A 21,494-nucleotide genomic window follows, 5' to 3' on the forward strand; every position below is an offset into this window, starting at 1 on the left:
TATTATTTCTATTAAAATGATTACTAAAACCAATGATTAGAGGTGAACTCATGGAGATTCGTCAAATGGAAAACTTTATTACAGTGTGCGAGGAGCTTCATTTTACGCGGGCAGCTGAGAAACTTGGCATATCTCAACCTACGTTGAGTCAACAGATACGTGGATTGGAGGATGAGCTTGGTGTCCCTTTGTTTGACCGTGTCGGCAAAAAAATTGTGATGACCCAGGCAGGCACTCTGTTTCTGGAGCACTGTGTACAGATGATCCGGCATTTACAGAATACCCAAGATGCGTTGGCTGAATTTCGGAATGATCAGCGGGGACGATTGGTTATTGGTGTTCTTCCATCCGATTTGGATTACCGTATCACTCCGCTGCTCGTTGATTTTCATGCCCGATTTCCCAAGGTGCAATTGAAGGTTATCTCTTCGATCTATGTCGTAAATCAAGTGTTGGAAAATGAAGTCGACATTGGCATCGAGATCACGTCTGCCCCTGATAGGCGGCTTGTGCGCATTCCTTTGTGCAGTGAAGAATATGTACTCGTTGTTTCCGAGAATCATGATTGGGCTGAACGAAGCACCATTGAAATTCAAGAGCTACGTGATATCCAAACGGTGATGTTCCCCGAAGGATTTACGGGCAGAGAATTGGTCGATGGCTATTGCCGTAAATATGGATTTACCCTAAATACCATCATGGAGACCAGTTCGGCAACCTCCATCATTAGCCTGGTCAAAGCCAACGTTGGAGGAACACTGCTGCCTTTTCCTCTGATCAAAGCCATGAATGAGCCTACGCTACGTTGCATCCGAATTACAGACGATCCGCCATACCGGCACTTTGAGATCATCCATCGGTCCGACCGTTACCTAACGCAGTCGGCCAAGGCATTTATTGAGAAAACAATCGAGTATTTCAATCAAAGGTGAGATTAAAAGGAGGATACTGAAATGAAAATAAGAGAAGTTGGTTTGTTGACACATCAGGTCGAGGCCATAAAAGAGTTTTACGGTACACTACTGGAAATGGATCTTGTGGAGGATAATGCAACATGCGTTTCATTCCGTGCGGGGAACTCGGTCCTCTCTTTCAAGAAGGCGCCAGAACAAGAAAAGCCCTACTATCATGTAGCATTTACGATTCCAACGAATAAACTTGCTGATGCGAAAAGGTGGGCTCAAGACCGTAACATTTCATTGCTCTCCAAAGATGGACAAGATGAATTTTATTTCCCCTACTGGGATGCAACAGCCTTCTATTTTTATGATCCAAGCGGCAACTTGATGGAATTTATCGCTCACCATTCACTCGATAATGCAGTTGATGAAGCTTTTGAAGCGAAGCATCTGTTATGTATTAGTGAAATCGGTCTGCCTGTCGATGATGTCCCTGAGACGACAAACATATTGAATGGGCATTATCAACTTGAACCCTTTGCCGGAGACGGAAAACAATTCTCCCCTACGGGTGATGCAGAAGGCATGTTTATTGTCATTGACAAACAGATGCCCTGGTTCCCAGACGGGCGTATGCCTGGTGTATTTGCCACGGAGGTAAAAATTGAAACTGGGCAGCCCGATAATCTGCGTATACAGGACGATATGTACTCGATTGAATCGATATGATGTAAGAACGTACTGAATGAAAACCTCAAGAGGGATTTCCGGCTCAATACTTACCAAAACCATCCTCACACGTGATATCCGATTTAAGAATTTCGTACAGATTTTGTTTGGAATTCTCTAATTTATTTTGTGTTTCTTCAATTTCTGATATTTTCGCTTGGATAATGCTTGCTTGATCATTATTTGAAAACCCATGTTTAGAGAGCATAGATTGGATCTCATTGATCGTAAAACCAACAGCTAAACATTGTTTGACCACTTCCAGATGCTGAATAATGCTCTGCGCATATATTCGATAGTTATTATGATCTCTCAGCATATGTTCATCCGGCCAATTCAACAAAACAAATGATTTTGATACCATCGTCTTGGAGCGCCATTCCATTAAAGTCTACGACCCTGAAGTGAAAATCAGTCGCGAGGAGATGACCGAAATACTGGCGAAAGCTTCACGTGCCCCTTCGGCCATTAACATGCAACCTTGGCGTTTCTTGTTATCGACAGTGCTGAAGGCAAAGGGAAACTTGCACCACTGGCCTCTTTTAACCAGACACAGGCACTAACGTCTTCCGCTGTCATTGCCGTATTTTACGATGCCAACAACGTTGAGTACATGGAGGAGATTTTCAGCAAATCGGTGGAAAACATTAATTATACGTTCATAAACAAAGGGTCCTGATGACAGCTGTCATCAGGACCCTTTGTTACATAACTTAAATACTTTTGTCAGGTGATAAAAAAGTCGTGAAACCACCACAAATTGTCATTACCACTTCCTCAATATACCGAATGTCGCATATAACGTGCTTAAATGATCCATTTTCACCCAAGCCGGATAAAGGATTAGAAAATAATATCAATAGCCTCTAGCTCATCTTGCTCCTGTTCGGATTGCCCGTTCAGGGAAATATCCTTGAGCAGCACCGAAGGCTGTTCGCCAATTTGGGTGATGATCACGAGCAGGTCCTGAGCGAAATTGTCGATCAGATTGCGCGTAAACAACTTGGTGGCATATTCAAACTGCCCATTCATACCCTCATCCAGCAACGAAATGATCAAGGTAAGGTCAAATTGGGAAACCGTATGCGTTTCTGGATAAGATTCGACCTGGATATCCCCGAAGCTTTGAACGTTATCTTCCTTCGTTTCCACTGCAAACATGACATCAAATACAGGATTGCGGCTTTGATCGCGCGGCACCTGCAGCTTTTTCACAAGTTCTTCAAACGGATAATCCTGGTGGTCGTAGACCCCCAGCATCGTTTCTTTGACTTCGTTCAAGTAATTAAGGAACGTCTTCTCCCCGGATGGATAATGGCGGATCGCCAACGTGTTGACAAACATTCCGATGAGTGGCTCCAGGTCGGCATGTGTGCGGCCCGAAACCGGTGTGCCTACAATGAAGTCTTCTTGTCCCGAGTACTTGCTGAGCAGGATGGAATAGGCCGCTGATAACACCATATATAGGGTAGCACCGTTCTCATCGGCAATACGCTGCAAGCTGTCGGTCATCTGCTTGTCGATACTGAAAGGCAGCACATCTCCCTCAAAGCTGCGAGCGGCAGGTCTGACAAAGTCCGTAGGCAGCTCAAGCGTTGGCAGTTCACCTTCTAGCATGTCCAGCCAGTAAGCTTCCTGACTTTTCAGCCGTTTTTTTACAGGTTCGGACTGCTGCCAAGCGGCGAATTCCTTGTATTGAATCCGAAGCGGTTCCAACGTCTCACCGTTATACAGGCGCAGCAGCTCTTCGATGAAGATACCCATCGACATGCCATCCGTGACGATATGATGAATGTCCAGCATAAGCAGATGACGTTCCGCTTCCCATTCAACTAAGCCCACACGCAGCAGCGGTGGCCGCTCCAAATCAAAGACACGTACAAAGGCATCTGCAATGCTTTTTGTTTCATTTTCCGGCGCTTTTGTATACTCGACGGAAAACTCCAAATCCGAATAAACCCGTTGTACCGGTTCGCCGTCGACCATCTCGAAGCCAGTTCGCAAAACTTCGTGACGAGCGATTAATCCTTGGAGCGCCGCCTCGAATTGATTCCGCTCCAAGCGCCCGACGAGAACCGTCATGCCGGACATGTTGTAGCTAAGCTCGGCACCTTCCATCTGCTGCTGGATGTACAGCCGTTTTTGCACAGAGGAAAGCGGATAATACTCCCTTTTATCCAGAACCGGAATGGAGAAGAATTCCTGCTGCTCCAATCGGCTAATCACTTCTGCCATCGCTTCAATAGTCGAGTACCGGAATACATCGCGCAGTGGCAGGTCCACGTGCAGCTCCTTGTGCACCTTACTGACCAGCATTGTCGCCCGCAGCGAGTGACCGCCGAGGTCGAAGAAGTTGTCTGTCACACCAATCGTAACTGACCCAAGCACGTCCTGCCAGATGGAGACCAGTTTCGTCTCCAGATCCGTGCGCGGCCCCACGTATTCGCGCCCTGCACTTGCTCCCTCTTCCGGTGCCGGCAGCGCTTTCCGGTCGATTTTCCCGTTTGGTGTCAGAGGTAAATGCTCCAGCTCCACGAAGTACGATGGGATCATGTAACCCGGCAGCTCGCTGGAGATCGCTCGTTTCAGGTCGGCCGCCGTCAGTTCGCTTTCCGTTGTGTAGTACGCGCACAGCGCCTTTTGCCCGTTCGCATCACTTCGAACCAGCACCACCGCTTCGCGTATACCTACCACCCGCAGCAGCTGTGACTCAATCTCACCCGTCTCGATCCGGTAGCCCCGGATTTTCGCTTGATTGTCGATCCGGCCGATGAAATCCACGTTGCTGTCCTCCATCCACCGTGCCAAATCTCCCGTGCGATACAACCGCTCACCCGCGGTGAAAGGGCTGTCTACAAACTTCTCTTCCGTCAGCGCCGGACGGTTCAAGTACCCGCGCGCCACACCGACTCCGCCGATAACCAATTCGCCCAGCACGCCGACTGGAACAGGATTCAGATGTGCATCCACGATATAGAACTTCGCATTCAACCACGCTTTGCCAATTGGCACATGGCCAGTCTGCGGCAGTTTCGCCAACTCCTCGTCATAGAAACTGGAGTCAATTGCCGCTTCCGTCACACCGTAGGCGTTAATAATGCGGAACGATGAGCCAAACCGTTCCTGCAAGGTCCGGTAATCTGCCACACTGCAGCTGTCCGAGCTTGTGATCAACAGCTCCATCCTGCTCAACTCCAGCCCTTGCTCATGCACGTATTCCATAAACGGTACGATCAGCGCCGGCGTTGATTCAAAGATCGTCACTTGCTCCCGCTCTATCCAGTAGTGCAGACGAGACGGATCGATCCGGTCGTCTTTCGGTACAATGACCATGGTACCTCCGTTGTACAATGTCCGCGCGATATCGCCCACGAACACGTCAAACGAGAAGCTGGCGAGCTGCAGCAGTCGCACCTGGAACTGATCCAACCGATATTCTCGTCGGTAACCCGCTGCCGTGTTTACCAGGCTGCGGTGCTCAATCATCACACCCTTGGGCTTGCCCGTCGTTCCGGACGTGTAGATGACATACGCCAAATCCTCCGGACGGGCTTCATGGAAGCTGTCCATACCGACAACATCATTTGGATGAATCTCGCCACCACCGTTCACAGCCCCCGTTAGCTTGCCGTTAACTCGATCGGGAGCACTGTTGGAACCTTGGCCAAAGTCCATTGGCACATTGCTTCGTTCCTCGCTGTATGACGTTTCGTCGTCGAGATACAGCACCTTCGCCAGTGCCAGTTCCTCTTCACCGAGCCAGGCTTCGGCACGCTCTCGCAGCTGCGTTTGCGTCAGCAGTACCTTCGCTGCGCTGTCTTCGAGCATAAACCGCACGCGGTCCGCCGGATAATCCGGATCAAGCGGTACATACGCCCCTCCCGCTTTCCAGACGGCCATCACGGCCACCAACAAATCGACCGAACGCTCGGCGAGAATGCCAACAATCTCCTCCCGGCCAATGCCGCTTCCGCGCAGCGTAGCCGCCAAGCGGTTAGCCCGTACGTTCAGCTCCGCATACGTCAATCGATCGTTCTCGTATACGACGGCTTCCGCTTCCGGCGTATGTTCCGCCTGTTCCTCGAACAGCCGGTGGAACGCGGTCGCAGGAGCCACTTCCGGCTGCCCCGGGTTAAACGCGCCGACAATTTCTTCTTTTTCCGCCGCCGTTAAAATATTCAACTCGGCAATCGTCGCTGACGGGTTGGAGAGAATGGATTCAAGCAACTGCAAGTAGTGTGCAGCCAACTTCTCCACCGTTTCCGTTTTATATAGAGCCGTGGCGTATTCAAAAAGATATTCCAAGCCATCCTCAATCTCCGTGACGTCCAAGCTGAGATCAAATTTGGAAACAATTTCTTCGCTGGCATACGTCGACAGATGCAGTCCCGGAAGCTGTATTTCGACATTTTCTGTATTCTGCAAAGCAAACATCGTATCAAACAGCGGATTTCGGCTTAAATCACGAGCTACGTTTACCTTATCCACCAGTTCCTCAAACGGATAATTCTGATGTTCAAAAGCACCCAGCGTTGTCTCCTTGATTTCCTTCAAGTAGTCAAGGAACGTCTTACCGGCAGCCGGGTAACTGCGAATGGCCAATGTATTAACGAACATCCCGATCAGCGGTTGAACGTCGCTGTGATTTCTGCCCGCAATCGGCGTACCTACCACCACGTCTTCCTGACCTGAATATTTATGCAGAAGCACGTTATACGCTGCAAGCAGAACCATGTAAAGCGTTGCGCCGTTCTCAGCTGCAAGCCGTTTCAGACCTTCGCTTTTCTCAATATTCATAAACAATTGCAGCGTGCGGCCCTCATAGCTCTGCATAGCCGGGCGCGGATAGTCCGTCGGCATTTCGAGAACTGGCAGTTCTCCGCGGAACATGTCGTGCCAGTAGGCTTCCTGCTTGGCTAGCTGAGCTTTCTGGTTGTCCGATTGCTGCCATACTGCATAATCTTTGTACTGAATGCGGAGTGGCTTGAGCATCCCCCCGCTGTACAAGTGCACAAACTCTTCGATCAGTACGTCCATTGAAACGCCGTCCGATACGATATGATGTGTATCAAACATCAGAATGTGTCGGTCCGGCGCGAGTTCGGCAATGCCCACCCGCAGAAGTGGCGGCTTTGCCAGATCAAACGCACGAACGAATTGGCGCACCGTTTCTTCCGCCTGCTCCCTGCTGATCTGCACATATTCCACCTGGAAGGTGACTTCTTCGTAAATCCGCTGAACCGCTTCGCCTTCAACCATCTCAAAGCCGGTACGCAGCGTTTCATGACGAGCTACAAGCCCGCGGAATGCTTCTTCAAACCGCTGCCGGTCGAGCTTTCCTTTGAGTAACATAGCTCCCGGTATGTTGTAGCTCAGCTCGCCTCCTTCCAGCTGGTTCAAGATGTAGAGACGTTTCTGAGCAGAAGAGAGCGGATAGTACTCACTAGGTTCCGCAGCCGGAATAGCCGTAAACGAGCCGACCTCTAACCGCTCCATAGCCACAGCCATTTCCTCAACTGTCGAGTAGCGGAATACGTCGCGAAGCGGGAATTCAATGCCCAGCTCCTTATGCATTTTGCTGACAAGTGTTGTCGCCCGCAGGGAGTGTCCTCCGAGGTCGAAGAAGTTGTCCGTTACGCCTACCGCCTGCTCCCGAACAAGCACTTCCTGCCAAATGGCGGCCAGTTTTCCCTCCAGTTTGGTGCGGGGCGCCACGTATTCGCTGCCTCCGCCTGCTCCCCCTTCCGGCGCTGGCAGCGCCTTCCGGTCAATTTTCCCATTCGGCGTTAGAGGCAATTGCTTCAGTTCGACGAAATACGACGGAATCATGTATCCCGGTAGCTCGCTGGAGATCGCCCGTTTCAAATCTGCCGCCGTCAAGCCTTTTTCCAATGTATAATAAGCGCACAACGCTTTCTGCCCCTCTTGATCTTCCCTGACAACAACGACCGTTTCCTTCACGCCATCTACACTCAGCAGCTTTGCTTCGACTTCGCCCGTCTCGATCCGGTAACCCCGGATTTTCGCCTGGTTATCGATCCGGCCGATGAAGTCCACGTTTCCGTCCTCCATCCACCGCGCCAAATCTCCCGTGCGATACAACCGCTCACCCGCGGTGAAAGGGCTGTCTACAAACTTCTCTTCCGTCAGCTCTGGACGGTTCAAGTACCCGCGCGCCACACCGATTCCGCCGATAACCAATTCACCCAGCACACCGACGGGTACGGAATTCAGATGTGCATCCACGATGTAAAACTTCGCATTTAACCACGCTTTGCCAATCGGCACATGGCCTGTTTGCGGCAGCTTCGCCAACTCCTCGTCATAGAAACTGGAGTCGATCGCCGCTTCCGTCACACCGTAGGCGTTAATAATGCGGAACGATGGGCCAAACCGTTCCTGCAAGGTCCGGTAATCTGCCACACTGCAGCTGTCCGAGCTTGTGATCAACAGCCCCATCCTGCTCAACTCCAGCCCCTGCTCATGCACGTATTCCATAAACGGCACGATCAACGCCGGCGTTGATTCAAAGATCGTCACTTGCTCCCGCTCTATCCAGTAGTACAGACGAGACGGATCGACCCGGTCGTCCTTCGGTACAATGACCATGGTACCACCGTTGTATAACGTCCGCGCAATGTCGCCCACGAACACGTCAAACGAAAAGCTGGCGAGCTGCAACAGCCTTACCGGTAACTGATCCAACCGGTATTCCCGTCGGTAGCCTGCCGCCGTGTTCACCAGGCTACGATGCTCGATCATCACGCCCTTCGGCTTGCCTGTTGTCCCTGACGTGTAGATCACGTACGCCAGATCCTCCGGACGGGCTTCATGGAAGCTGCCCATACCGACAACATCATTTGGGTGACTCTCATTACGGTCGTTCACAGCACCCGTCAGCTCGCCGGAGACCAGACCTGAAACCATGCTGGAGCCCATCGGGGCATTTACCCGATCTTCGCTGTATGACGTTTCGTCGTCGAGATACAGCACCGTCTCCAGTGCCAATTCCTCTTCCCCGAGCCAGGATTCGGCACGCTCTCGCAGCAGCGTTTGTGTCAGTAGCACCTTCGCTGCGCTGTCTTCGAGCATAAACCGCACGCGGTCCGCCGGATAATCCGGATCAAGCGGTACATACGCCCCTCCCGCTTTCCAGACGGCCATCACGGCCACCAACAAATCGACCGAACGCTCGGCGAGAATGCCAACGATCGTCTCCCGACCGATGCCGCTTGCACGCAGTGTTGCCGACAGGCGGTTCGCCCGCTCGTTCAGCTCCGCATACGTCAGCCGATCGTTCTCGTATACGACGGCTTCCGCTTCCGGCGTGTGTTCCGCCTGTTCCTCTAACAGGCGATGGAAGGCGGCAACAGGAGCCACTTCCGGCTGCACCGGATTAAACACGCCTACAATTTCTTCTTTTTCCGCCGCCGTCAAAAGCTCTAACTCATGTACACGAACATTCGGATTAGCCGCAACCTGCTCCAATGCACGGGCAAAATGACCGTGGATCTGCCTGATGTCATGCTCTCTGAATGTCAGTGCATTGTACGTAAACCGCAGCAAAATATGCTCTTCCGGAATGACGGTAATGTCTAGGTCGTAGTTCGTTTGTTCCGGCGATTGGATATTAGCGATTTTCAGCGCTTCTTGTCCTCCGCCCACAACCTGCTCAATCTGTTCTTCCATCGGATAATTTTCAAAGACCATAATATGGTTGATCAAGTCACGCTTTTGCTCGCTCAGCGACTGAATTTCGAACAGCGGGAACGTTTCGTAAGCTCCCGATGCCAGCGCTTGATCCTGGGTTTTTCTCAAAATATCGGCTACCGTCTCCTCGGCTTTACCTTGAATACGGACCGGGATCGTATTAATAAACAGGCCAATCATGCTTTCAATGCCCGGAATTTCCGCCGGACGGCCGGATACAACGGAACCGAATACAACATCCTCGCTGTTGTTGTATATCTGTAAGACCAGTCCCCATACAGTCTGCATAAATGTGTTGAGTGTCACCTGCTGCTGGCGTGCCACACGCTCAATCTGCCCAGTCAGTCCTTTGCTGAGTTCCACATCGATCTCAGCCATTTCAAAAGCATGCTGTTTCAGCTGCGTTCTCTCCTGCGGCAGCTTGGTCTGCTGATCGTAACCTGCCAAATACTCAGACCAGTAACCCGAAGCTTTCGCTACATCTTGAGCTTCCAGCCATTCGATATATCGGGAGTACGAGGTAACCGGTGGGAGCTCTGGCGCTCGCTTCTCCTGAAACGCAAAGTAAGTGTCGAACACTTCCTTGATCATGAAGGACATGCACCAGCCATCCATCAAAATGTGATGATGACTCCAAATCACATGGTAGGACTCGTCGCCTGTACGCAAAACGGTCACACGCATAAGAGAGTCTTGGGCCAAATCGAACTTGTTCGCCTTATCCGCGCTGACAAAATCGGCTATCGTCTTCTCAGGGTGTTCATCTCTTGCCGTGCGAATATCTTCAAAATACACTTCACACTTCCGCTCGCGAAATACCACTTGAATCGGCTCGTCTCTCCAGCCGGTAATAAAGTTGGTCCGCAGCGCCTCATTCCGCTGCACCAGCGTATCCAACCCTCGGGTGAAGGCTTCCACATTCAGACTTCCGTACAGATCGAAGGTCACCTGTTCGAAGTAAGCTTCCGAATCCGCATCCAGCAAGCTGTGGAACAACATCCCTTTTTGCAGCGGAGTCAGGGTGTATACATTCTCCAGTTCGCCGAGTGCCGCCGTATGTTCGGACAGCTGCTCCAGTTCCTCCACCGTCACATCTTGAAGCAGTACATCACTAGGGGTAAGCTCCGGCCGCTCTTTCGATACGCAATGGCTGATGACTTCACGCAAACTCGATTGAAGCAGGGCGCCCAAACGCTCAACCGTTTCCCGTTGATACTGGGTTTCCCCATAACGGATCGTGAGTTCCAACACGCCTTCCGACACCATACCATTGATATCTAGGACATAATCCATCACAGCATTTGGGCTTGAATCGGAGCCCGGGCTGAACGGAGAAGGCTGGGAGCTACTGCTTTCGTAATCCTGGTCGAACTGACCCAAATAGTTAAAACTGATCTCCGGCTCCAAAACGAAGCGTTCTGCGTCACGCGGCGCCGACAAATAACGCTGGATGCCGTAGCCGATTCCTTTGTTCGGAATGCGGCGCAAGTTCTCTTTCACCTGTTTCACCTGATGACCGAGTGCCTGAGCGTGACCTGGCTCCAGAACAACAGGGAATTGGCTTGTAAACCAACCTACCGTGCGCGTAATGTCCACATCTGGCAAAACTTCTTCCCGGCCGTGGCCTTCGAGATTCACCAGCACGCGTTCCTGGCCGCTCCAAGCTTGTACTGAGAGGCCCAGCGCAGCAAGCAGCAAATCGTTCATTTCCGTATGGTAAGCACGATGAGCCCGCTTCAGCAGCTGTTCAGTTTCGTCCGCCGTCCATCGAACGGTTACGAGCCCGCTGTCCTTCAGTTTGGATCTGCCTTGATCAAAATCTTTTGGAAGCGGCTCATAGACCAATTGCTCGATAAACTGCCAATACGCTCTCTCGCTTTCCATCGCCGGCCCGTTCGCATAATCAGCGAGCTGTTTCGCCCACGTTTGGAATGAATCCGTTTTGAGCGGCAGACGGATCGGCTGCCCTTGCAGCGCCTGCTCATAGGCGGCAGCAAAATCCTCAAGCAGAATCCGCCAGGATACGCCGTCTACGATCAAGTGATGGATTGCGATGAGCAGATGGTCGCCATCGTTGCAGCGGAACAAACCAAGCTTCACCAGCGGACCGTTTTCCAGATCGATGCTCGCTTGAATATCATTTGCCTTAGCCTCTACCGCTTTTTTCACGTCGCGGGCTCCCTTGAAATCGACAACCTCCAGATCGAACAGCACTTCGCTCTCCCCAGCGCCGCGGTTCCATGCGGTATAACCATTCTCGGTTTGACGATAAACCGTACGAAGAGCATCGTGATGCACGATAAGCTGACGCACCGCTTGGCGTAAAGCTTTTTCATCAAAGCCTTGCTTGGAGAACTGCATGAATGCCTGATTGCTATGATGCACATCGGCCGGATTTTGTTCAAAGAACCAGCGCTGAATCGGGGTCAGGATAACCTCTCCCGTCACTTCGGATTGGCTTGCCTTTCTCTCCGCTGTTTGCAACCGCAAACTAAGGGCGGCAATCGTCGGGTAATGGAACAAATCTTTCATGACCAGCTTGTACCCCGTTTGCAAAAGACGAGAAGATACCTGTAAAGCTTTAATTGAATCTCCACCAAGCGCAAAGAAATTATCCATGGTGCCAACCTGATTCACGCCTAACACTGACTGCCAGACCAAGGCGAGTGCTTGCTCGGCAGGTGTACGCGGCGCCGTGTATGCAGCCTCGGCACGAATGCTTCCTTCCGGCAAAGGCAACGCTTTACGGTCGATCTTGCCGTTAGGTGTAATCGGCAGTTGATCTAAGCGCATGATGCGCGAAGGCACCATATGAGTAGGCAGTACGGCGTCCAGATGGGCCACAAGCCCTTCCAGATTGAAGCTGGAATCCACTACGACATATCCGCACAGATATTTCTGCCCCTGCTCGTCCGTCCGGTCGATGACAAGCGCTTGACGCACCTCGGCAACATTTTTCATGGCCGCTTCAATCTCACCAAGCTCGATCCGATAACCGCGAATTTTCACCTGATTGTCGATTCGGCCGATGAAATCTACGTTGCCATCAGGCATCCAGCGTGCCAGATCACCCGTCCGGTACAACCGCTCCCCAACGGTGAACGGGCTGTCTACGAATTTCTCGGCCGTTAAATCCGGGCGGTTCAAGTAACCGCGGGCCACACCCGCTCCGCCGATAACCAGCTCGCCGAGCACCCCGATCGGCACTGGCTTCAGATTTGCATCCACGATGTAGAATCTGGCGTTAAGCCACGCTTTCCCGATCGGCACGCTGCCGGTTTTCGGCAACTTCTCCAGCGGCTCGTCATAGAAGCTGGAGTCAATCGCCGCTTCTGTTACGCCGTAGCTGTTAATAATACGGAACTGCGAGCCAAAGCGCTCCTGCAAGGTGCGATAATCCGCTACACTGCAGGCATCCGAGCTTGTGATCAGCAGCTGCATCGAGCTGAGGTCCAGACCCTCGGTATACACATGCTCCATGAACGGCACAACCAGCGCAGGAGTTGATTCGAACACTGTCACGGCGTAGTCGCGAATCCAGCCATAGAGGCGGGTTGGATCAATCCGGTCTTCCTTCGGCACAATGACCATAGTTCCACCGTTGTACAGCGTCCGTGCAATGTCACCAACGAACACGTCAAACGAGAAACTGGCAAGTTGCAGCAGCCGGATCGGGAACTGATCCAGACGGTAGTCCCGCCGGTAGCCCGCCGCCGTGTTCACCAAGCTGCCGTGTTCCACTGCCACGCCCTTCGGGCGGCCCGTCGTACCGGAGGTGTAGATGACATAAGCCAGATCGCCCGGCTTGTTTACATTTGCCGGATTTGATGCGAGATCCGCCGCTTGTACGTTCTGCTCAGCTTCTGCCGTGACGGACGTTTCGGCTGCAGCCGTTGCCTCTTGCACCAAAGCCTCCGCCTCCGCGCCCGCTTCGCCCAAAGCTTGTACGCCTACAGCCGTTTCCGCCGCTCCGAGGCTGTACGCCGCGGCGTCATCAAGTGCAAGCACCGTTTGCAGCGTTAAAGCTCCGTTGCAGCGCCAAGTTTCCGCCTGCTCCAACAGGCAGGTCTGGGTAAGCAGCACCGACGCCCCGCTATCCGCGAGCATATATTCTATCCGCTCCGCTGGATAGTCGGGGTCAAGCGGTACATAAGCACCGCCAGCTTTCCATACGGCGAGCACCCCGATCAACAGCTCGGCTGAACGGCCGGCCAGAATGCCGACCACCTGTTCCGGCTTCACCCCACGTGCCCGCAGTACATACGCCAGACGATTCGCTTTGGCATTCAGCTCCGCATATGTCAGCTTGCTGTCTTCGTATACAACCGCTAGCGCTCCCGGAGCGCGTTTCGCCTGCTCCTCGAACAGCTCGTGGAACGTTCTCTCTCTCCATGACTCATCCGCTTCCAGACCTGTACCCTCTGCGGCGGGTTGCTTCACAAGAGCCGAAGACGACACGTCAAACCCGACCAATAAATTATCCTTTTCGCTGTCCGTCAATATATCCAAATCCGAAATCCGCGCACCCGGCTGAGCCAGGATCGACGCCAAAAGCTGCTCGTAATGACCCGCCAGCCGTACCATCGTGTCCTGTCTAAACAACGAGGTAGCGTATTCGATCTTGCAAACCAACTCGTTACCCTCTTCCACGATATCCAAGCTAAGATCAAACTTTGCCGTCTTTTCCTCGATGTCAAACAGTGACCATTGCAAGCCTTCAAGAATTAAATCCAGGCTTTCGTGCTTTTGCAAAGAAAACATGGTGTCAAACAGCGGATTCCGGCTTAAATCCCGGCTCACCTGAAGAGCTTCTACCAGCTCCTCAAACGGATAATCCTGGTGCTCGTAGGCTCCAAGTGTCGTTTCCTTCACTTCCTGCAAGTAATCCATGAACGTCCGCTCTGCCGTCGGACCCAAGCGAAGGGCCAGCGTATTGACAAACATGCCGATAATCGGCTGCAAGTCGGCGTGAGAACGAGCGGCAATCGGAGTGCCGACTACGATATCTTCCTGTCCCGCGTATTTATGAAGCAATACAGAGTACGCAGCCAGCAGAAGCATGTACAACGTTGCCCCCGAATCGCTGGCAAGCTGTTTGAGAGCTTCGCCTTTCTCCGCATCTAGCGTAAACGTGAGCGTTTGACCGTCAAACTGCTGAACGGCTGGACGGGAGTAGTCAAGAGGCAGCTCAAGAACCGGAAGCTCGGAGCTGAATACCCCGCGCCAGTATTCCTCCTGTCGTTTGATGCGTTGACGCTGTTCCTCGGATTGCTGCCAAACGGCGTAATCCTTGTATTGAATCCGCAGCTCCGGCAGCTCTTCCCCATTGTATAGCCGCACGAATTCACGCAGCAGTACATCCATGGAAAGACCATCGGAAGCAATGTGATGCATATCCAGCGCAAGCAGGAATTTTTCTTTCTCCAATTCGATCAGCAGGGCGCGTAGCAAAGGCGGCTGGGTCAAGTCAAAAGGCTGGATGAAGCCTTCAAGAATGGCTGCAACCTGATCTTCGCTTGCTCGAATCTTCTCGACCTTGCAAGCGACGAGCGGATGAATACGCTGAACCGGCTCCCCATTCACGATTTCAAAACCGGTGCGCAGCATATCGTGCCGGGCCATCAAAGTAGTCAGCACATCTTCTACTTTGGCCTCGTTCAAATCCCCCTCCAATTGCAGAGCGCTTGGGAGGTTATAATTCAGCTCCAAGCTATCCAGCTGATGCAGGACGTACAGCCTTTTTTGTGCAGAGGAAACCGGATAGTATGCTTTCTCTTCCGCTACTGGAATCGTGCTGTGCTCTGATTCTTCCAAGCTGGCAATAGCCCCAGCCATCGATTCTACCGTCATATAGCGGAACACATCGCGTAGCGGAAGTTCAACGTTCATTTCCTTCCGAATCTTGCTGACAAGGTTTGTTGCCCGCAAGGAATGTCCTCCGAGTTCGAAGAAATTGTCCAGGATTCCAATGCCCGAGTAACCCAGCACTTCCTCCCAGATTTTCACAAGCTGGGACTCCGTAAGGTTACGAGGGGCTACGTATTCGACACCCGTTTGCAGGCCGCCTTGCGGCTCCGGCAGTGCTTTGCGGTCCACTTTCCCGTTGGACGTCAGCGGCATGCGTTCCAGCTGCACGAAGTACGACGGGATCATATATCCCGGCATTCCCTGGGCCAGCGAGGTTCTCATTTCGCTAACCGTCAGCGTCCGGTCCGCCACAAAGTAGGCAACCAGCGCCTTCTCGCCCCCGTTATCCTGACGGGCGAGCACCACCGCTTCTTCCACACCTTCCACGTTCAGAAGCTGCGTCTCAATTTCGTCCAGCTCGATCCGGTACCCGCGGATTTTGACCTGATGATCGATCCGGCCGAGGTATTCGATGTTGCCGTCCGGCAGCCAGGCCGCCAAGTCGCCTGAGCGATACAGTTTTTCCCCCTCCGCAAACGGGGAATCAACGAACTTTTCCGCCGTCAAATCCGGGCGATTCAAGTATCCTCTCGCCAGGCCCTCTCCGGCTACGTACATTTCGCCTGCTACGCCGATCGGAACAGGACGACGGTTTTCATCCAGGACGTACACGCTCAGCGTCGGGATCGGCTTGCCGATATTACTCTTCGCCGCCTCCATCTCGATCCATGTAATTTCCTTATACGTCACGTGAACCGTCGTTTCGGTAATACCGTACATATTGATCAGCTTTGTCTCCGGGTACTTTGTCTTGAAACCCTTGAGCAACAGCGGGCTGAGCGCTTCGCCGCCGAAGATGACGTTGCGAATCCGCAGATCGTACGGATGGTCCGCTAAAACCTCACGCAGCAGTTGATAGAAATATGTTGGGGTCTGGTTCAAAATCGTGACCCGTTCGCGGCTCAACAGTGCCAGGAATTCGGCCGGATTTTTCGCCGTGAGCGGCGGTACGATAACCAGCCTTCCTCCATTCAGAAGTGCTCCGTACATCTCCCAGACGGAGAAATCGAAGCAGAACGAGTGGAATAACGTCCATGTGTCGGACGTCCCAAAGTCAAACAGGTTCTTGTCGTTGAACAAAAGGCGCACGACGTTTTTATGCTCAATCAACGTTCCTTTGGGTTTGCCGGTCGTTCCCGATGTGTAGATGACATAAGCCAAGTTACCCGTGCCGGAAATCGGCTCCAGATTCGAAGCGTCCAGCTCACCAGCGAATTCCGCCCCTTTGTCGCCCCAAACGAAATCGTCCAATTCGAGGCGCTTTCCTGCGAAGTTGGTCTTCTCATGCAAATGCTTTTGAATCAGCAATAACGGCGCACCCGAATCCTCAATCATGAAGCGGATGCGTTCCTCGGGGTAGTCGGGATCGACAGGCACGTAGGCTCCGCCAGCTTTGAGAATCGCCAGAATGCCGACGACCATATCAAGCGAACGTTCGGCCAGAATCGTTACCAACTGATCCGCTTCGACTCCTGTCTCTCTCAGCTTACGTGCAAGGCGGTTGGATCGCTCGTTCAGTTCGTGGTAGGTCAACTGCCGTTCATTCATGACGACGGCCACGTTATCCGGGTAAAGCTTCACCTGCTCTTCGAACAAGCCATGAATCGTCTGCTGACGCGGGTAGTCTGCCTCCGAATCATTAAAACCGCGCACCAGTTCACGGATTTCCTGCTCCGTTAGCATTTCCAGCGAAGCAATATCCCCTTCCGGCGCTGTTACGATAGTTTCGAGCAGCTTGTCATAATGTCTGGCGAACCGCTCCGCGGTCTCCTGCTTATACAAAGCCGTAGCGTACTCCAACCGGCATTCGAGCTGACCATCCAGCTCCGAAATGTCCAGAAGCAACTCGAACTTGGACGTTCGGTTTTCCAACGGATAAAACGATTGCTCCAGCCCCTCGATGACAATTTGCTCATTCTCCGTATTTTGCAGGGAAAAGAACGTATCAAAGAGCGGATTCCGGCCAGTCGCGCGCGGAATGTGAAGGCTTTCCAACACATCTTCGAACAAATAATTTTGGTGTTCAAAAGCCCCGAGTGTGATTTCCTTCATTTCTTCCAGATACTTAAGGTACGGCTTGGAACGCTCCGGATGGCTGCGAATAGCCAGCGTGTTGATAAACATCCCTACGATCGGCTGCACTTCTTCTTGCGTTCTTCCGGCAATCGGCGTTCCCACGATCAGATCTTCCTGACCCGAATATTTATGCATAAGGATCGAGTAAGCAGACAACAGCACCATGTACAGGGTCGTACCCGTCCGTGCGGCCAGTTCTTTCAGCTTCTCCGTCCGCTCTTTCCCAATATCAAACTTTACGGTCCGGCCATCAAAACTTTGCACCGCAGGCCGCGGGAAGTCTGTTGGCAGTTCCAATACAGGCAGCTCGCCCGACAGCTGTTCCAGCCAGTACTCCTTCTGCGGCTGGACCAACTGCCCGTAGGGTTCGGAATGCTGCCAAACGGCATAATCTTTGTATTGAATATGCAACGGAGCCAGCTCCTCACCCCGATACAGGCGGCTGAACTCGTCGAAAAGCAATGCTGTCGAGATACCATCCGAAACGATATGGTGCATATCGAACAGCAGAATGTGGCGATCCTTGGTGCCTTCGATCAGACCAATGCGAAGAAGTGGCGGCTTGGTCAGATCAAACGGGTGATAGTATGCTTCGACCACTTGGTCCACTTCTCCCTCGCTCACCTGGAAATAATCTACGGCAAACTCCACCTCGTCATAGATGTGTTGCACAAGCTCGCCTTGAACCTGCTCGATCCCGGTACGCAGTGTCTCATGGCGCTGAATCAGCTCACGGAACGCGTACTCTACGCGCGTGCGGTCCAGCTTGCCTTCGAGAAGAAGCGCCGCCGACATATTGTAGCTACGCTCGGCCGCGTCAAGCTGGCGCAGGACGTACAGACGCTTTTGCTCGGATGAAACCGGATAATACTCGGCCTCTGCCGCCTTTGTAATCTCATACGTCTCCTGCTGCTTTAAACCGCTGATTCTTTGGGCGAGCTGTTCGATCGTGGTGTAGCGGAAAACGTCCCGCAGCGGAACCTCGACTTGCAGCTCTTTTCGAATCTTGGAAACAAGCGCGGAGGCCCGCAAGGAATGACCACCCAGGTCAAAGAAATCGTCATGGACTCCAACTCGCGCAATACCCAGCACCTGCTGCCAAATAAGAGCAAGTCTTGTTTCCAGTGTTGTGCGAGGAGCCATATACTCACGGCCCGCTTCTACCTCTCCGGTCGGTTCAGGCAGCGCTTTACGGTCAATCTTGCCGTTCGGTGTGAGCGGAAGCTGATCAAGAGACACCAGCCGTGCCGGAACCATATGTGCCGGTAGCTCTTGCTTCAATTGGGACAGCAGATCACTCAGCTGCAGGGAAGCATCCCCTGCCACGTAGCCGCACAGATACTTTTGCCCCTGCTCATCCGTACGGTCGGTCACCACAGCCTGCTTGACGTCCGGAAGACGCAGCAGGGCCGTTTCAATTTCGCCGAGTTCGATCCGGAACCCGCGAATTTTCACCTGATAGTCGATCCGGCCAATGAAGTCAACGTTGCCGTCTTCCAGCCAGCGGGCCAAATCTCCTGTCCGATACAGACGTTCGCCAGACACAAACGGGCTGTCTGCAAACTTATCGGCGGTCAGGTCTGGACGGTTCCAATACCCGCGCGCTACCCCGGCGCCGCCGATGACAAGTTCACCTGGGACCCCTACAGGAACCGGCTTTAACGCAGCATCGACAATGTAAAATCGGGCGTTCAGCCAAGCTTTGCCGATCGGCACATGACCCGACGATGGGAGCTTATCCAGCGGCTCATCGTAAAAGCTGCTGTCAATCGCCGCTTCGGTAACGCCATAGCTGTTGATGATGCGGAATTGTCCGCCGAATCTTTCCTGCAGCAATCGGTAATCAGTGACACTGCAAGCATCCGAGCTGGTAATCAGCAACTGCATGGAGCTGACGTCCAGCCCTTCTTCATAAATATGCTGCATGAACGGTAGGATGAGCGCAGGTGTCGATTCAAATACCGTAATGTTTTGCTGCCGAATCCAGCCGTATAAGCGGTTCGGATCAATCCGGTCATCCTTTGGCACAATTACCATCGTTCCTCCGTTATATAGCGTCCGCGCGATGTCTCCAACGAACACGTCAAACGAGAAGCTGGCCAGTTGCAGCAGGCGCACCGGGAACTGATCCAATCGGTACTCACGGCGGTACGCATCCGCCGTATTCATGAGACTACCATGCTCGATCATGACGCCTTTTGGGCGTCCCGTCGTACCCGAGGTGTAAATCACATAAGCCAAGTCTTGCGGGGCACTGTCCGCAGATTCAAATTCCACGGCTGAGGTATCCCCGTTATACATCTGTTCATCGTCCATCGCATAGACAGCTTGAAGCTTCAGCCGGCCATCGGCCAACCAACCTCCGGTCCCCTCCATCAGATGACGCTGCGTAAGCAGCACCGATGCTTCGCTATCGCTGAGCATGTACTCAATCCGCTCCGCCGGATAATCGGGGTCCAGCGGTACATAAGCTCCGCCGGCTTTCCATACGGCGAGCACACCGACCAGCAGTTCCACCGAGCGCTCCGCCCAGATCCCCGTAATCGTCTCCCTTCCCACGCCCTGTTCACGAAGGAGCAAAGCCAGCCGCTCGGCGCGTTTGTTCAATTCGCCGTAGGTCAGCTTTTTGTCCATGTAAACAACTGCCGGGTGATCCGGAATGTCTCGGGCAAACTTTTCGACATACCGGTGAAACGCTATTTCCTCGCTCAGTGCTGCCACCGGCGGGTTAAACACGTCCAGAATTCGGCGTCTCTCCTCATCGCCCAGTAGAGAAATCTCGCGTACCCGCAGTTCGGGAGTCTCAAGAAACTGGTCCAAAACGGTTACATACTGTTCCATAATGCGATCAATCTCGGTCGTCTCGAACAGGCCGGTACGATAGGAAGCATGGAGAATGACATGACCTTCATTCAGCATATGGTCGAAGCGCAGCAGTAAATCGTCCATCTCGTGCCTAGCAAAGTGAGCCTCCAGACGTACCTTGATTTCTTCGTACTCCACGATTTTTAAAGGCAGATATTCAAGAGACGTGCGGAACAGCTCCGAAAGATCGTTGCGGCCGTGTTGTTCGCGTAAATCCTGGATCAATTGGTTATAAGGATATTTCTGATGCCGCAGATCCGCCGTATTTTCCTTGGAAACCGTTTGGATCAAGGAAAGCACGGACCCCTCTGGATTCAGACTAATCCGCGTAGCCACGGTGCTGACGAACATACCGATCGTTTCTTTTTCCTTCTTGCTGGTGCGATTGGCAAAAACCGTTCCGACCGGCACATCGGTGCTGTCGGTCAGCTTGTACAATAAGACGTACATGGCGGACAAAAATAACGTATATAAACTGACCTGATATTGTTCGCTAAAAGCCAGAATGCGGTCGTAGCGGGAAGCATCCAAAGTGATGGAACGTTTATTCGATTCGCTTCCAATCGAGAATGGCGGAACCGATTTAATGCCGCTCGTTTCAGGCAAAGTGTTGTACTTGGTCAGCCAGTATTCCTTGCCTTTTTGATAACGCTGCGATTGCTCATATTCATGCTCAGTTGAAATATAATCCAGATAGGAAGGTGCCTGACAACTGTTGAAGATACCTTTGCGCAGTTCGAGGTATTTTTCCATCACCGCATGCAGCAAAGCAGTGACGGACAAGCCATCGGCAATGATATGATTTACAGTCAAATTAAGCCATACTTGGCCGTTCGCAAAATGGATCATCGTAAATTGGTAGAGGTGTTCGTCGAACACACTGGCCGGTTTTTCGGTTACTTCTTTCACCCAAGCATAGAATTTTTCGGTCGTGCCTATTTCGAGGTGGCTTATCCTGGTTTGGACATTCTCTGGCTCTTCGAACCACTGCGTTGGATTTTGCAAATCCCCGCTAATGCGGATTCGGAAAGCGTCATAGGTTTTGACAATCTCTGCCGCCGCTTGCTCCAGCAGCTTGGTGTCGATCTCGCCCGTAATCTGGTAGGTCGCGGAAAGCATCGTGATGGATGTGCCCGGATTCATAATTTCCATGAACCATATCCGGCGCTGGGCTTGCGTTAATCCATATTGCTTGTTCGTATTCTCTCTCACATCGACACACTCCCGTATTAGAGATTGTTTGTAGAT

4 protein-coding genes and 1 pseudogene are annotated in these 21,494 nt (G+C 52.4%); 3 read left to right on the forward strand and 2 right to left on the reverse strand.

All coding sequences use genetic code 11. The annotated features are described in order from the left end of the window. Positions 1 to 50 precede the first annotated feature (50 nt). Together ACETMN_RS29230 and ACETMN_RS29235 are read left to right on the forward strand one after the other, a co-directional pair. Positions 51 to 932, forward strand: a complete 882-nt coding sequence (locus ACETMN_RS29230; RefSeq protein ID WP_149846820.1) for a LysR family transcriptional regulator — start codon at positions 51 to 53, stop codon at positions 930 to 932. Between the two features lie 21 nt (positions 933 to 953). Continuing rightward, positions 954 to 1,628 (forward strand): VOC family protein, encoded by a 675-nt coding sequence (locus ACETMN_RS29235; protein WP_411735471.1) that lies wholly within the window; start codon positions 954 to 956, stop codon positions 1,626 to 1,628. 43 nt (positions 1,629 to 1,671) lie between these two features. Here ACETMN_RS29235 and ACETMN_RS29240 read toward each other — a convergent pair whose 3' ends face one another. Next, positions 1,672 to 1,992 (reverse strand): MerR family DNA-binding protein, encoded by a 321-nt coding sequence (locus tag ACETMN_RS29240; protein ID WP_411735472.1) that lies wholly within the window; start codon positions 1,990 to 1,992, stop codon positions 1,672 to 1,674. Here ACETMN_RS29240 and ACETMN_RS29245 point away from each other — a divergent pair. After that, a pseudogene (locus ACETMN_RS29245) lies at positions 1,946 to 2,271 on the forward strand (nitroreductase family protein); the annotation flags it as partial. The gene ACETMN_RS29240 and the pseudogene ACETMN_RS29245 sit on opposite strands and share 47 nt — an antisense overlap. 200 nt (positions 2,272 to 2,471) lie before the next feature. Here ACETMN_RS29245 and ACETMN_RS29250 read toward each other — a convergent pair. Then, positions 2,472 to 21,458 (reverse strand): non-ribosomal peptide synthase/polyketide synthase, encoded by an 18,987-nt coding sequence (locus ACETMN_RS29250; RefSeq protein WP_411735473.1) that lies wholly within the window; start codon positions 21,456 to 21,458, stop codon positions 2,472 to 2,474. Between the last annotated feature and the right edge of the window lie 36 nt (positions 21,459 to 21,494).

This window comes from Paenibacillus sp. M2, assembly GCF_046713495.1.
Taxonomy (GTDB): domain Bacteria; phylum Bacillota; class Bacilli; order Paenibacillales; family Paenibacillaceae; genus Paenibacillus; species Paenibacillus amylolyticus_B.